The organism is Streptomyces sp. NPDC101234 (assembly GCF_044767525.1).
Classification (GTDB): Bacteria; Actinomycetota; Actinomycetes; order Streptomycetales; family Streptomycetaceae; genus Streptomyces; species Streptomyces sasae.
The window spans coordinates 58,618-72,702 of record NZ_JBIWOA010000036.1 but is presented as its reverse complement, the minus strand read 5'-3'; the positions used below and the strand labels follow the sequence as shown (position 1 = coordinate 72,702).

Annotated in this window: 11 protein-coding genes and 2 pseudogenes; 7 read left to right on the top strand and 6 right to left on the bottom strand. The window is 70.1% G+C overall.

The annotated features are described in order from the left end of the window. Positions 1–233: 233 nt before the first annotated feature. The 3 genes and pseudogenes from ACIRR9_RS44000 to ACIRR9_RS43990 all read right to left on the bottom strand — a co-directional run bounded on the left by ACIRR9_RS44000 (position 234) and on the right by ACIRR9_RS43990 (position 6,374). Entirely contained in the window at positions 234–2,447 is a 2,214-nt protein-coding gene (locus ACIRR9_RS44000) for an ABC transporter permease (protein WP_403764424.1), read from the bottom strand. Positions 2,448–2,949: 502 nt separating this feature from the next. Continuing rightward, positions 2,950–3,318, bottom strand: a pseudogene (locus tag ACIRR9_RS43995) (transposase family protein); the annotation flags it as partial. A gap of 278 nt (positions 3,319–3,596) precedes the next feature. Then, complete coding sequence (locus ACIRR9_RS43990; protein ID WP_403764422.1) at positions 3,597–6,374, bottom strand: AAA family ATPase; 2,778 nt, start codon at positions 6,372–6,374, stop codon at positions 3,597–3,599. A 217-nt stretch (positions 6,375–6,591) separates the two neighbouring features. Between ACIRR9_RS43990 and ACIRR9_RS43985 the strand changes: the two are divergent. The 5 genes and pseudogenes from ACIRR9_RS43985 to ACIRR9_RS43965 all read left to right on the top strand — a co-directional run. Beyond that, positions 6,592–6,714, top strand: a pseudogene (locus ACIRR9_RS43985) (FAD-binding protein); the annotation flags it as partial. A 285-nt stretch (positions 6,715–6,999) separates the two neighbouring features. Further along, on the top strand, positions 7,000–7,752 hold the full coding sequence (locus tag ACIRR9_RS43980) for an FAD-binding protein (protein ID WP_403764497.1): 753 nt from the start codon (positions 7,000–7,002) through the stop codon (positions 7,750–7,752). A gap of 156 nt (positions 7,753–7,908) precedes the next feature. Beyond that, a complete protein-coding gene (locus tag ACIRR9_RS43975; RefSeq protein ID WP_403764420.1) occupies positions 7,909–8,652 on the top strand; it encodes an SDR family oxidoreductase in 744 nt (247 codons plus the stop codon). 132 nt (positions 8,653–8,784) lie between these two features. Then, on the top strand, positions 8,785–9,207 hold the full coding sequence (locus ACIRR9_RS43970; protein ID WP_403764418.1) for a carboxymuconolactone decarboxylase family protein: 423 nt from the start codon (positions 8,785–8,787) through the stop codon (positions 9,205–9,207). Positions 9,208–9,505: 298 nt separating this feature from the next. Further along, the gene (locus tag ACIRR9_RS43965; RefSeq protein ID WP_403764416.1) at positions 9,506–11,038 is read left to right on the top strand and encodes an MFS transporter; all 1,533 of its coding nucleotides are present in this window, start codon (positions 9,506–9,508) and stop codon (positions 11,036–11,038) included. A gap of 114 nt (positions 11,039–11,152) precedes the next feature. On the opposite strand, the gene ACIRR9_RS43960 is transcribed toward ACIRR9_RS43965, so the two are convergent. Together ACIRR9_RS43960 and ACIRR9_RS43955 are read right to left on the bottom strand one after the other, a co-directional pair. Then, complete coding sequence (locus ACIRR9_RS43960) at positions 11,153–11,782, bottom strand: SpoIIE family protein phosphatase (RefSeq protein WP_403764414.1); 630 nt, start codon at positions 11,780–11,782, stop codon at positions 11,153–11,155. Positions 11,783–11,841: 59 nt separating this feature from the next. After that, positions 11,842–12,270 (bottom strand): hypothetical protein, encoded by a 429-nt coding sequence (locus tag ACIRR9_RS43955; RefSeq protein WP_403764412.1) that lies wholly within the window; start codon positions 12,268–12,270, stop codon positions 11,842–11,844. A gap of 423 nt (positions 12,271–12,693) precedes the next feature. On the opposite strand from ACIRR9_RS43955, the gene ACIRR9_RS43950 reads away from it, so the two are divergent. Together ACIRR9_RS43950 and ACIRR9_RS43945 are read left to right on the top strand one after the other, a co-directional pair. Beyond that, the gene (locus ACIRR9_RS43950) at positions 12,694–12,951 is read left to right on the top strand and encodes a hypothetical protein (protein WP_403764410.1); all 258 of its coding nucleotides are present in this window, start codon (positions 12,694–12,696) and stop codon (positions 12,949–12,951) included. A 140-nt stretch (positions 12,952–13,091) separates the two neighbouring features. Then, entirely contained in the window at positions 13,092–13,325 is a 234-nt protein-coding gene (locus tag ACIRR9_RS43945) for a hypothetical protein (protein ID WP_403764409.1), read from the top strand. 16 nt (positions 13,326–13,341) lie between these two features. On the opposite strand, the gene ACIRR9_RS43940 is transcribed toward ACIRR9_RS43945, so the two are convergent. Then, positions 13,342–13,776 carry a VOC family protein gene (locus tag ACIRR9_RS43940; protein ID WP_403764495.1) on the bottom strand — a complete coding sequence of 145 codons (435 nt, stop codon included), beginning with the start codon at positions 13,774–13,776 and terminating at the stop codon, positions 13,342–13,344. Between the last annotated feature and the right edge of the window lie 309 nt (positions 13,777–14,085).

The window sequence follows — 14,085 nt, the reverse complement described above, 5'->3', positions numbered from 1 at the left end:
TTGTTCGACGTGCTGATCGGGCTTGCCGGATCCATCATTGCCACTGTCTTCCTCATCTCGTGGTTCTGCACATCACAGTGTGCGTTGTGTTTGCGGCCGGCGTTCTGCGGCCATGACTGTCCTCCGGAGCGAGGATCATCGCCGTCTTCTGGAGTCCGGGGGCGGCTGGCGTTCGGGCTCCTGAAGGCACCCTCCGGCCGGTCGCCTTACACGTGGCGCGGCCGGGGAGCGATTCACTCGTGACGTAGTCCCTGCGGTCGCGTCGAACGCCACAATGCCGGCAGCGTCAACAGGGTGACACCGAGGGAAACGGCCGCCCCCATGCCGGCTATGGCCAGCAGGGTGCTCCAGTTGTGCGTCACATGCCTTCCGGTGAGATCGAGCAGCGAGCTGCCGAGGGCCGTCCCGATCGACTCCGCCACGAGCAACCCAAGTCCGACGGGAAGTACGGACTGCAAGAGGACGGATGCGGCGAGCGTACGACGGGGCGTGCCGAACGCGACGAGTACGGACAGGACTCGTGCGCGCTCGCGGACCTGTTCGAGCGCACCGAGCAGCATGCTCGCTGCGATCAGTACCAGCACGGCGGCTACCCCGGCCAGCAGAGCCCGCCTGACTCCGTCGAGGGCAGGGTCGCCCTGGGAGTTTCCCGGAAAGTCGACGCTGAAGGCCGGGTCCAGCCGTGCTGCTGCGGTACGGATGTGATCCTGCACGTCTTTGAACCCGGTCGCATAGGTGAGGCTGACCGTGCTGACGGCGTGTGCGATGGCGGTGTGCCCGGCCGCCCGGGGAGTGGCCAGCAGGGTCCGATCAGAGGAAACCGCTGCCGGATAGGCGAGGGTCGCACGGACGGTTGCGGTGATGTGCGGCACTGTCCAGCGGGGACCGTACATGTCCATCCGCAGTTTCATGCCGGTCGCCCATGTGGTCATGTCGTGCATGGTGTCTGTGCCCGGAGGAGCGGTGAGAAAGGCGTCCCCGTCCGAACAGGAAGGCAACTGTGCCAGCAGGCGCAAATGAGCGCAGTCGGCGATGAGGACGGACTGAGGGAACCCATCGTTCAGGGGGCTCACCGACAACTCCTTGAACTCAATTGCCCGTTGGACGCCAGGAGTCGTGGCGAGCACCGGGGCGTACTGCGCCCCTCGCGCCCCGCCGTCGTCGAGGCGGGCGATAGCGACGCGTGTGGAGGCGGAGGGGCCGTGTACCCCTCGGGCGGTGCTGTCCGCCGGGTTCTGGGAGAGTCCGGTGAGGAGGGTCTGGAGCGCCACGGCCCCTGCCACGGCAACCGCGATCCCGTTGACCGAGCGGGTGGCGGCCTCGCCGTTCAACTGCAGGCCCCGCAGGGCTAGTTGCCAAGGCAGCGGGCCGAAGCCGCCGAGCAGTCGGGTGAGGCGTTCCACGGCCCAGGGCAGCACCGCGGTGACTCCGACGAGGAGCGAGAGCATGCCTATGAGCACCAGCACGACACCGGAGGTGCCGTTCATGTCGGCAGGGCTGCGCACGGAGATCCGCAGCAAAATCAGTCCGAGCAGGGGAAGTGCAATACGCCACCACAGGCGTCGCGAGGTGCTGCCGGACTTCCGGACGACTCCAAGGGGCTCTATGGCCACCTTGTGCATCGACAGTTGTGTGATGCCGAGGGAGAGCGTGAGTACGGCGACGACCACGAGCGCCGCCAGCAGGGGCTGTGGCGTGAGATCTTCAGTGAAGGCACCGAGCCCCTGGATGTCCACCATTCCTGCGAACTGACGTCCCGTCAAAAACAGGACCACACCTAGGGCGATGCCTGCCAGTGTGCTGAGCGCGACCTCGCCTGCTGCGATGGTGGCGGTCATCCCGCGGTTCGCACCGACCAGGCGCAGGGCGGCCAACCGCCGGTCCCGTCGCTCACCACCGAACCGTACGGCCGCGGCGATGAAGGCACCGACGGGGAGGAGCAGTACGACGATTCCCGTGATGCTGAGGAGGACGAGTTCGGGGGGAAGGGGCTTCTTCGCGTAGGCCTTACCGAAGTGGTCGAGCCGTCGCGTTTGCCCTGCATCGGTCGCCATGTGGTTCGCGACCAGATAGAAGACATGCTCGCCCGGGTCAAGCAGACCTGCATCGCCGATCTCACCCGCGATGGGATGGGCGAGGCGCTCGCGCAGCAGTCCGTTTCCCGGCGCGTTCAGCAGTTTGCGCAGCGCCGGAGACACGACCATCTCCCCGGGGCGTGGGTAGCGCTGGACTCCGGGCGGCAGCGGCGCCGCAGACCCCTCCGGCTGCACCATGCGCCCTCGGATCTTCTCGCCCCGGAACACGGTGTCGATGTCCCTGATAAGAACAGTGTGATCCGAGGGCATGATGGCGCGGTCGCTGAGGTTGACATCGATGCGGTGGTGGATTCGCTGATCCCGGTGGTGTCTAACGGTCGGCACCGAAGCGGCGAACAGCAACAGGGCCACACCCAGCCCCACTCCGACAGCTGTGAAAGACGTGCGGATCGCGCTGTCCCGCCCGCCGAAGAGTGCGAGTCGAGCGCCGAGAGCGAACGCGCGGAGACCTCCGAGGCGCCGACGTGCAGGTGGGCTCACAATGTTCCTCTCGTACGCACTGGGGGCAGGGTGCCGTCTCGCGGCGCAGGGATGGGCAGCGGCAGGGCGCGAGCGCCATCTGCGATGCCCAGGTCGACTATACGCAGTGCGTATAGTCGAGTACACGTTACCAACCCATCGTCGTGCAGCGTGTCACACTCTGACTGATGGGGCGGGCGACTCCTGTCCGACGACGTCTCATCGCGTCAGCAATTCCACTGCTCCGTAAGACTGCTGGCCTGCCCTGCGCTCAGCCACGGGTCCCGCACCACCAACTGCGCAAAGGAGTTCGGTGTCGTCAAGGTGAACACGTTGAGTTCAAGGGTGTCACCGACAACGCGTTCTGGGGCCAGTGATTCCTTTTCCAACCTCGGTTTGAGCCGGTGAGGTGGAGGGTGAGGACGGCTTGGACGAGGCTGGTGATGCGGGTGGTCGAGCACCGGAGCTTGCGCAGCAGCCACCAGGTCTTGGGTGTGGCGACGGCAGGTTCGACCAGGGCTCGGATCTTGGCCTGCGAGCGGTTCACGGCCTGCTGGCCCTCGGACAGGTCCTCCCACCGGCCTCGGTAGGGCACGCGGGCAGCGGGCCCAGCGCCCTGGTAGCCCTTTTCCGCCCAGCAGTCGATGTCTCCTGAGGTGAGGGCGTCGAGGATGCCGTGTTCGCGTGCCGCGCAGATGTCATGGACTGCTCCGGGCAGGACGGGTGAGGCCCGCAAGAGACGTCCGGCCGGGTCGGCGAGGATCACTCACTCCCCGTCTCGTGCACACGCGTGGACCGGGGCAGTTGTTCCTTGTACGCCGTCATGATCGGGACCGGATCGGCAGCTGGGACCAGCGGCCGCCCGTGCCGTCCTTCCCCCTCGCCCATCACGAGGCGGGGCGAGGCAGACCTCGTTCCTCGCCCGCGCGAGGCACTGACCGACCTGGTGCGGCTGGACCGGGTGCACCGGATCCAGGCACTGTATGCCGTCACCCACAGGTATGCGCTCCCCGCGGCTTCGTGACGACTGTCGGTTCTGACTCACCGTGCCCGTACGCTGTCGAGGACGTCCGGCAGGGCTCGGCGGGAGCTGATGCCGAGCTTCACGTAGACCTTCCGCAGGTGCCATTCCACGGTATGGGGGCTGATGAACAGCTCCGCGCCGATCCGCGCGTTCGTCATGCCGTCGGCGGCGAGGGCTGCGACCTGCGACTCCTGCGGGGTGAGAGCGTTCGCCGGTGCGGTCTCCCGCGCGGCCACCTGCTCGCCGGTGGCGATCAGCTCACGGCGGGCCCGTTCGGCGAACGCGTGAGCCGGCATCGCGTCGAACATGTCGTGGGCCGTGCGGAGATGCTCGCGGGCCTGCGCGCGGCGCTGTGCGCGCCGCAGCCACTCGCCGTACAGCAGGTGGGTGCGTGCCACCTCCACGACAACCCCGCCGCGGCCGAATTCCTCGATCGCCGTGCGGTACAGGCGGTCGGCCACCTCACCGTCGGCCAACAGCGCCTCACTGCGTGCGCTCGCACCCCGCGCCCATCCGGAGTCGGCGGCGCGGGTGAGTTCGGTAAGGCGGGCCAACGAGGCGCGGGCCTGGTCAAGTTCACCGCAACGCGTCGCGGCCTCCACATGTTCGACCAGCGACAGACCAGTGAAGTTGAACCCGTCGTGCTCGATACCGGTGCGCGCGGCCTCGATCGCCTCTTCGTAGCGGGCCAGTCCGTTGAAGAGCACGCCCTGGATGTAGCCCATGGCACCGAGCAGGGATACTTCGCCCCGCTGCACGGCGAGTTCTCTGGCTTCTTCGATGATGCCCGCGGCGACATCCGCCTCACCCCGCCACGCGGCCAGGACCAGCGTGGCGTATTTGTGCGGGGCGTGGCCGGTCGCGGTGGCGATCGCGTCGGCCTCGTCGATCATCCGGTCGGCCTCGGCGAAGTCGCCGTAGTGGATGTGCACCCCGCCCGCGTAGATCAGAGCCGGCGGCAGGCTGCCGAGTGCTCCGATGTCGCGGGCCAGACGTACCGCGCGAGTCGAGAGTGTGTCCCAGGCATGCAGGTCCCAGGCCCAGTGGATGGACGACTCAAGCGCGACCGGGGCCAGCAGCAGCCACCGTACGGTCGCCTCCCGCGTGCGGAGCTCTTCGTGCTCGAGCAGGTCGAGTGCCTCGCGCAGAACCGGGACGGCCGTCTCGCCGTCCGCGAGCAGGGCCGCCACACCGTCCAAGAGAGCGTCCGCGGCCTTGGAGCCCGAGGAGGGCGCCCCGGACGCGCGGGCCGCGATCGCCGCGGCGCGGGCGCCTGTCGGACCATGGACCCGGCCGGCGAAGATGGTCGCGCTGATCGCCTCCAGGTACGTCTCCCGCGCCAGGGGAGATCCGGCCGCGGTGAACTGTGCGGCCGCGTTCAGGAGCAGTGGTGCCGCCTCGTCGCTGCGGCTGCGGGCGAACAGGATTCTGGCCCGCAGACGTGCCAGGCGGGCCCGGTCCAGGACGCTGAGGGGATACAGGTCGGCCACCGCGGCCAGTTCCGTGGCCCGTTCGGGCGCGGCGGCCGAGAAGTGCGCCTCGGCCGCCGCAAGGGCCCGGCGCCCTCGTGGCCAGGGATCGGGCGTCACCTCCACCGCGCGTTCGAGCAGAACCGCCTCGGCCGCGATGCCCCCGCGCTGCCGGGCGCGGTCGGCGGCCTGCTCCAGTCCTGCGGCGACCTCCTCGTCCGGCCCGTCGGCCGCCTGCGCGGCGTGCCAGGCGCGCCGGTCGGGGTCCACGAGGGGGTCCGTGGCCTCGGCCAGGGCCCGGTGCACCGCACGTCGATCCTCCGGCTCGGCTCCGTGGTAGACCGCCGAACGGACCAGCGGGTGCCGGAACCGTACGGGCTCGCCGAACTCGATCAGGCCGGCTGCCTTGGCCGGTGCGGCGTCCGGAGTGATGCCGAGGGAAGCGGCCGCGCGGATCAATAGGCGTACGTCGCCGACCGGTTCCGCCGCAGCGATCAGCAGCAGGGTGCGGGTCGCGGCCGGCAGCGCACCGAGCCGCCCGGCGAAATCACGCTCGACGCGGCCGGCCACCGGCCCTTGGACGACCGGGGCACTCGACGCGTCGACGCCATAGGCCAGTTCGGCGGCGCTGCGGCCGCGGGAGAATTCCAGCAGCGCCAGCGGGTTGCCGTGTGTCTCGGCCACGAACCGGTCCCGGACCCGCTCCTCCAACCGTCCCCCCACAGCCCCCTCCAGGAGCTCCCCGGCCGAAGCGGCGTCAAGTCCCCTGAGCTGCAGCGCCGGCAGGCCCGCGAGCGCAGACTGCCCCTCGGGGTCGCGGACCGCGAACACCATGGCGACCGGCTCCGCAAGCAGTCGCCGGGCCACGAACTCAAGTGTCTGCCTCGACACTTGATCCAGCCATTGGGCGTCGTCGACCAGCACCAGCACCGGCCGGGTCTCCGAGGCGCGGGTGAGCAGGGTCAGCACGGCGAGGCCGACCAGGAAACGGTCGGGCGGATCGCCGACCGCCGTCCCGAACGCCACGCGCAGGGCGTCACGTTGTGGTTGCGGCAGTTCTTCGACACCGTCCAGGAACGGCGCGCACACCTGGTGCAGGCTCGCGTAGGGGAGCTCCATGTCGGCCTCAACACCGCGCGCCCAGGTCACCTGCACCCGGGACGCCTGCGCAGCCATGCACTCCAGCAGCACCGACTTGCCGATGCCCGCCTCGCCCCGGACGACCAAGACGCGGGAACCGCCGTCCCGAAGGCCGGCCAGCAGGTTGTCGAGCGCCGCGCACTCACGCTGCCGGCCGACCAGAGCGGGAGGCGGGCTGGCGATCATGCGACTCGGCTCCTCGGCGGGATCCGGGGGGAACAGAGCTCCCACAGCGGGGTTCGGAAGAATCCTTTTCACGATACCCGCGGCCCCTCCCCCGCGGTGCGGACAGGCGGTGTGACTACTTCCACGCCCGGAAACACGCTGAGGTTGTCACAAATGCGGGACCTGTCCGGTCGATCCCAACCAATGATCCTGTCCGTTCGCTGTCGCAGGAGGACCCATGTCTTCGCTCGGACACCAGCTCACTACGTCCGTCCTCGTGGTGGGAAGCGGTGCGTCGGGCCTCCGAGCGGCCATCGAAGTCGCCGAGGCAGGTGTCGCGGTCGTCGTGGTCACCCAACGGGCCCGCGAAGGCGCCCCGGCCAGCGCGGCGTGGGACCATGCCGAGTGGCCCCCGCCCCTGCCCGCCCTGGCGACACCGGGGAGCGGCACTCGGCTGACACGTCGCGGCAGAGCCGCTTACCGGCCGCCTCGCCCAGCGAGCGGATCGCCTCACGCGCCGCCGCGCAGCCCATCGAAAGCGTCGAACCCCGCGGCAGGCGCCCCGGCCGCACCGACAGCATGTCCACCACACGGCTCACTGGCCCGAACCGTCACCGGGCCCTGCGTGTGCGCGGGCGGCAATCTGGTGCAGTTCCACCCCTTCGGGCTGATCGAGCCGGACCACGCCGCCGGCATGCCGCTCAGCGACGGCGCACGTCACGCGGGCGGCGTGCTGCTCAACAACCTCGGCGAGCGGTTCATGACGCGCTACGACCCCGAGCGGATGGAGCTCTCGGCCCAGGAAACCGTCGCACGTGCGTCCTACACCGAGATCCAGGAAGGCCGCGGCTCCCGGTCCGGCGGCGTCTGGCTGGACCTGTCCCACCTCCCCGGTGACACGGTCTTGGCACGGCTGCCGCACTCACCCGCCGCGACCCGCGCCGCGGAAGCCGACGTGCTCCGCCTGATGGCCGCCGACGGCGACCACCACGCCCGCGCTCTGCAGCGCGCGGTACGGCGCCTGATCACGAACCACGCCGGCGTGGTCCGGGACAAGGCCGGACCCGTCGCGGGATTGACCGCACTCGACGAGATCGAGGCCCGGACGGCGGACACCGGCGTCCACATCGACATCGGCGGCTTCTCGGACCTGGCGCACGCCTACGACCTCAGATCCGCCGTACTCGCCGCCCGGGCGACCCTCCAGTGTGCTCGGGTGCGGCTCTGCCCCCAGGGCTGCCACCACCGGTCCGGCCGCCCCGGCGCCGCGCCCGCCCTGCAAGACGCCATGGTGTGGTCCGCGACGACCGGCGTGCGCCGCACATCCCTGTGGCCCGCCCCGACCGGAATCACCGTGCCGTGGCGCGACGCGTCCGACGATGCCGGACCCACCGTGTGAGGGCGATCGACAGCGGCGCGAAAACTTTGTGCACCGCCCTGTCACAGATGCCGGAGCCGCGTGGTCAGCAAGGTACGAGCCATCGCGGCCGGTGCCGTGGACGAGGTCGCCGCAGACCCACCGGGCACGGAGCGATATCAGTGAAAGGGAAAGTCCATGAAGGTCGTAGTGATCGGCGGAACCGGACTCATCGGTTCCAAGGTCGTCTCCAAGCTCAACGAACACGGTCATGAGGCGGTGGCAGCCTCCCCGAACACCGGAGTCAACGCGCTCACCGGCGAAGGCCTGGCCGACGTCCTGAAGGGCGCCTCCGTCGTCGTCGACGTCTCCAACTCCCCCTCCTTCGACGACGACGCGGTGATGGAGTTCTTCCGCGCCTCCACCACTAACCTGCTCGCCGCGGAGGCTGCCGCCGGCGTCACACACCACGTGGCTCTGTCCGTCGTGGGCACCGACCGCCTCCAGCAGTCCGGCTACTTCCAGGCCAAGCAGGTCCAGGAGGACATGATCCGGGACTCCGGAGTGCCGTACTCGATCGTCCACGCCACGCAGTTCTTCGAGTTCGCCAAGACCCTCGCGGACTCGGCGACCAGCGGTGACACGGTGTCCGTCGCCCCCATCAAGATCCAGCCCATCTTCTCGGGCGACGTGGCCGCGGCCGTCGGCCGCACGGCGGCCGGCACTCCGGTCAACGGAATCGTCGAGGTCGCCGGCCCCGACACCTTCACCCTGGAGGACTTCATCCGCAAGGGGCTCGCGGCTCACAACGACCCCCGCACGGTCGTGACGGACCCGAAGGGTCTCTACTGGGGCGCCGCCCTCAAGGAGTCCGACCTGCTGCCCGGCCCCGAGGCACAGCTCGGCGAGACGCACTTCGCCGACTGGAGCAGCAAGCAGTAACGGCGAGCACGGAGCCCACGGCCCCGAAATCGCAGCAACGTCACGACAGTTCATCTCCCATCACGCGACTCTCAGGATCCCTACAGGGACGCGCGCATCAACTACTTCGGCAACGCTCTCGCGGGCAAGGTCATGAAGCACCTCAACTCGGCCGGGGCCGCTGTGCACTCGGAGCTTCCAGTCGCCACCCAGGAACTGGTGAAGATCCGGGCCGGCCAGATCAATGGCTCCGGGTTCTGCACCGACATGCACACCAAGGACGCCGTAGCCGCGGGTGAGGACCAGCAGCGGCTGCACCTCGTCGCCGCCTGGCGCGAAGCCACCGTCTTCACCGACGCCGAGCGCGCGGCGCTGGAGGTCACCGAGCAGGGCACCCGCATCGCCGACGCGGCGGGCGGGGTGTCGGACGAGGCCTGGGCCAACGCCGCGAAGCACTACGACGAGGACCGGCTCGCCGCGCTGATCTCGTTGATCGCGGTCATCAACGCCTACAACCGCATCAACGTCATCAACCAGCAGCCCGCCGGCGGCTACCAGCCGGGCATGTTCGGCTGACCCGCCCGCTCCGGCCCGCCGGACGCCCACCGTCCGTCTCCCGCTCGCCCCGGCCCATCGAGCGGGAGACGGGCCCTCGGACACCCTGCGTCCACACGACGCCACGCCGCGAACCGCAGCACCCCGGGTCCCACGCGAAGGCCCACCTGCGAACCACCGCACCCCGGGCATACGCGACGCGCCACCCACCGCCCCCACCCAGCGCACCCGTGCGTGGACGAGAAGACCGACCCGCCGTACCCGCTGCCCGGCACGAACGCACCGGCCGCCTCCTGGCCCACTGTCCCAAGGAGACGACATGCACCCCTCCCCCACCCCGAGCGACCCGGCCTTCCTGCGCATCGCCAGCGCCCGTGGCCGATGGACCCTTCTGGCCACCGTCCTCGGCTCCAGCGTGGTGCTGCTCGGCTCGACCGTCACCAACGTCGCGCTGCCGCACATCGGCGACGACTTCGACGCCGACCTCGCCGCACTCCAGTGGACCGTGAACGCCTACATGCTGACCCTGGCGGGACTCATCCTGCTGGGCGGATCCCTGGGCGACCGCTTCGGCCGACGCCGGATCTTCGTCCTGGGCATCATCTGGTTCGCTGCGGCGTCCTTGCTGTGCGGACTGGCTCCCGACACGACCACGCTCATCGCCGCCCGCGCGCTCCAGGGCGTCGGCGGAGCGCTGCTCACCCCCGGCTCACTGGCGATCATCGAAGCCTCCTTCCACCCGGACGACCGGCCGCGCGCCATCGGTCTGTGGTCCGGGTTCGGCGGCATCGGGGCGGCACTCGGGCCGTTTCTCGGCGGATGGCTCGTCGACGGCCCCGGCTGGCGCTGGACCTTCCTGCTGACGATCCCCCCGGCGCTGCTGTGCGTGCCCCTGGCAATGCGCCACGTCCCGGAGTCCGTCGGCAGGCCTCAGCAGCCCACCGTCCCGGCCGGTACCCACACCCCGTCCCGGCGGGGCTTCGACCTCGCCGGTGCGGCGCTGGGCGCGCTGACGCTCGCTCTGGCCACCTACGCGCTGACCGAAGCCCGTTCCGGCGGGCCTGTCGCCCTTGCCGCGGCCGCGGGCAGTATCGCGGCCGGGGGTGCGTTCCTGCTGGTGGAGCGGCGCAGCAGCGACCCGATGATGCCCCTGTCGATCTTCTCGTCGCGGCCGTTCACGGCCATCAACCTGATCACCCTGTGCGTCTACGCCGGGCTGGGCGGGTTCTTCTTCCTGACCGCCCTGCAACTGCAGATCGTCGCCGGCTACTCGGCACTGGCGGCGGGCGCCGCCATGTTGCCGAGCACGGTGCTGATGCTGCTGTTCTCCGCCCGCTCCGGGACGCTCGCCCAACGCCTGGGACCGCGCATCCCGCTCACCGTCGGCCCTGTGGTGTGCGGGGCGGGCATGCTGATGACGGCGCGGGTGGGCACGCACGCCTCCTACTTCGCCGACGTTCTGCCCGCGCTGCTAGTGATGGGGACGGGCATGGTCATCATGGTCGCTCCGCTGAGCGTGACGCTGCTGGCCTCGGTCGAGGCCGCCGACGCGGGCCTGGCCAGCGGAATCAACAACGCGGCCGCACGCGCCGCCGGGCTGGTCTCCGTGGCCGCACTGCCGCTGCTGGTCGGCATGAGCCCGGACGCCTACCGCTCCCCCGACTCCTTCGACACGGCGTTCAAGCGGGCCATGCCCCTGTGCGCGGGCCTGCTGGCCATCGGCGCGGCGATGGCCTTCGCCCTGCTACGCGAAACGGCCGACACCTCTGGCGCACGGCACGGCCGGGCTCACGGCTGGCTGATGGAGCCGCCGCTGGTGTCGCGCTTCGCCCATCACCGGGCTCTCGACTAGGTCGAGCGCCGAGATCCCCCGGCCCGGGCGCATTTGCCAGCCGGTTCCCGCCCCTTCCCCGGCGGGGACCGGCTTCGTCCGTAGGCCGGGCCGGTCCTGCGGGTCGGCAGAACATCAAACCCCACCCCCTCCGTCGCCGGACAGATGAAGCACCGCCACATCGTCCCGTAGCCCACCGAACGGGGCGGCCGGCAGCGATACGCCGCCCACCGAGGCGTCGACGAACGTCTGCGCCTCCAGATGCACGAGCCGGCCGGCCTCAGCAGGCCCTCCTCCCCCGAGCCGTCCGCCGGCCGTACGATCTTCGTAGAGTCCGTCGGTGAACAGCATGATGCCGTCCCCGTCCGGCATTGCCATCTCGTTCTCGCGCCAGTCCCCTTGCCCGGGGAAGAGTCCCAGCGGGAGACCTGGCGGCGGTTCCACCCGACGGACCTCTCCCCTGTGCCGGTGCAGAAAGCCCGGACGGCCGTGGTGACCGTCCGCAGGGTGCGGCGGTGGGGCGACAGGACCAGGGACATTACGGTCGCGTAGGTCCTCCTCGGCTCGTTCCTCGGTCAGGGTGCGTTCGAGCAGCTGGAGTTGTTCCAGCTGGCTCTGCCCGCACAGCACGGCCGTGCGCCATGCCAGGCGCAGGTGGACACCGAGGGCGGCCGCGGCGGCACCGTGCCCGGACACATCGCCCATGACCACGTGGGCACTGCCGTCGTCGCCGCGCACCACATCGCAGAAGTCACCGCCCAGCAAAGTGTGCGCGCGACCCGGCGCGTAGTGGAAGGCGGTCGTGAAGCCGTCTGCCTGCAGCGTCAGGTCGGGCAGGCCCCGTTCAGCAGGGCGTTGTCCCGCGCGATCTCCTCGCCCGCCACGGTGCGCCCCGCGACGGCACGTTGCAGCGCCACCCAGATCTTCCGGCAGAACTCGTCGGGAGCGTTGCGGCAGTGATCCGCCCGGCCCTGCACCGAGCTGGCGACAGAGCGGAAGGCGTGGGACGCATACGTGCCCTCAGGAACGAGCACGGCCGCGTCGGGGGCGTGGCGGCGTACCCGGGTGACGACGTCGGCCAAGGTCCGTCCGGCCGGTGTGCTGCCCACCAGAACGCACAGCGGGCCGTGGGTGCCGGAAGTGCGGCATCCTTCCTCGACGCTCGTGTGCCAAATCAGCGCATCGGCCGGCCGGTCCGGACGCAGCCGCCGGACGTGGACCGCGTCCTGTTCGTCCTGGGACAGCAGAACCACGCGGAGGTCGCGGCAGAAGGAGAAGTCCCCACGGGGACGGGCCTCGCGAGCCCGATGTCCTCCACAGCGATCGACGGCCGGAACGTCCGGCCGCGGAATGGGGATGCTCATGCATGGTCTTTCGTGCGGCGAGAGGCGATGGCGGCTTTACGCACGAGTGTCGGCGGCTCGCAGTACGCGCACCCTTTTCTCCTGCCTGGCCCGATCTGTTCGCTCATGAGACAGGGCACACACGTATCTGTGACACCAAGATCTCCACCCACGAGCCGTGCCAAGGCAGTTGAGGGGGGGTAGCTGCAACATGCCGATTCGCTGTCACGAACCGGGGCGCTGTCCAGTCAATGAAGAAAGGGCGGAACTCCTCGCGGAGCCCCACCCGCTTTCGCCGCCGTCGCCGCCCGCAGAGAACGGAGATGAGACCTCATGTTCAGCACGCCCAGAGACTCCCGCACCTGGTTGGTCGGGCTGCCGTGCCGGTCGGACGACTCCCGGATCGTCTGGCTGTACTACGTGGTCGGCGAGGCGCCGGACAGCGCCGAAGCCCTGTGCGCCGCGGTGCGGCGGGCCAACAGCGCCTCCGAGCGGGACGCCCGCGGCCAGGTGCCCGTGGAACCCGACAGCGCCAAGGTGCGGCGAATACGACAGCACATCCTGGGTGACTTCGCCCTGGAAGCCTGCTGAACCCAGGACGTGTCAGCCGCGGCCCCGCCCCGGGCCACCCGCCCCACTGTGGGTACGACACCTCCGGCTGTCACAAGCGCGCCCCCTGTCCGGTCAGTACGGGGATTGGTGTCCGACACGATCCGAGGAGGACCGGGAAGATGTCCCAAGGCGTTGATGTTCAGGCGGACCCCGCCACCGTCGCGGCGTCGCTCACGGCCGAGGCGACGGCTCTCGAGGGGCGGCTGCGCCAGCTCCGTGAGGCCGTTCACGTCGTGAACACACGTATCGCGTCGATCGCCGAGTCCCTCCAGACCCTGCGCGGCACCGCGACGGCACACGGCGGAGGTGAGCGTCGCTCCGGATCCCCGGAGGACGCCCTCCCTCGCGGTTGAACACTGCACGAGCCTCTCAGTCCCGCGCCGGCACCTCCTGAAGCACCCATTCGTTGCCGTCCGGGTCGCTGAACTCGGCGTAGGAGTGATAGTCACGACGCTGCGGGTCGGGTCCCTCGACCCGCTTCTCATCGGTGCTGCGGTGGAACACACCGCTCGTGTCATGGAAGATTCCGCCGGTCACCACGCCTCTCGCGTCGAGTTCCCGGCAGACCTGCTCGATGTCGGAGACGACGAGGTGCAGGCCCCGCACCGAGCCTGGGGCGGCGGTGGTGACTCCGGTCCCGAACAGGATCGAGCACGCCGATCCCGGGGGCGTCATGTGCACCACGCGATAGGAGGCGTCGATGGCATGGTCGGCATCCAGTCGGAACCCGACGGCCTCGTAGAACGACTTCGCCCGGTCGACGTCCGAGACGGGCACTACCAGGACGGCCAGCTTGAGCTGCATGACGTCGGCGCTCTCGCCGGCGGGCAGCTTGCCCGCCTCGGCTGACGCGCCCTCGCCCACAGGGCGGGTGTCGGCCTGCGCGGCGTCCTCCACCTCCTCGATCTCCACCCGGTACCGGTAGATCCCGGCCCGCAGACCGTGGGCCACGACGGTCCAGCCCTCCACCACGCGCCACATCGCGTCGGTGCCGTGCAGGTACGTCCCGTCCGGCGCGGCGGCAGCCTGCAGTTCGGCATCCAGTGCCGGCTGCCGTTCGTGCGGCACGTGGAGTTCCAGGAGGAAGCGGCGCGGCGACCGCGTGCCGTGCGC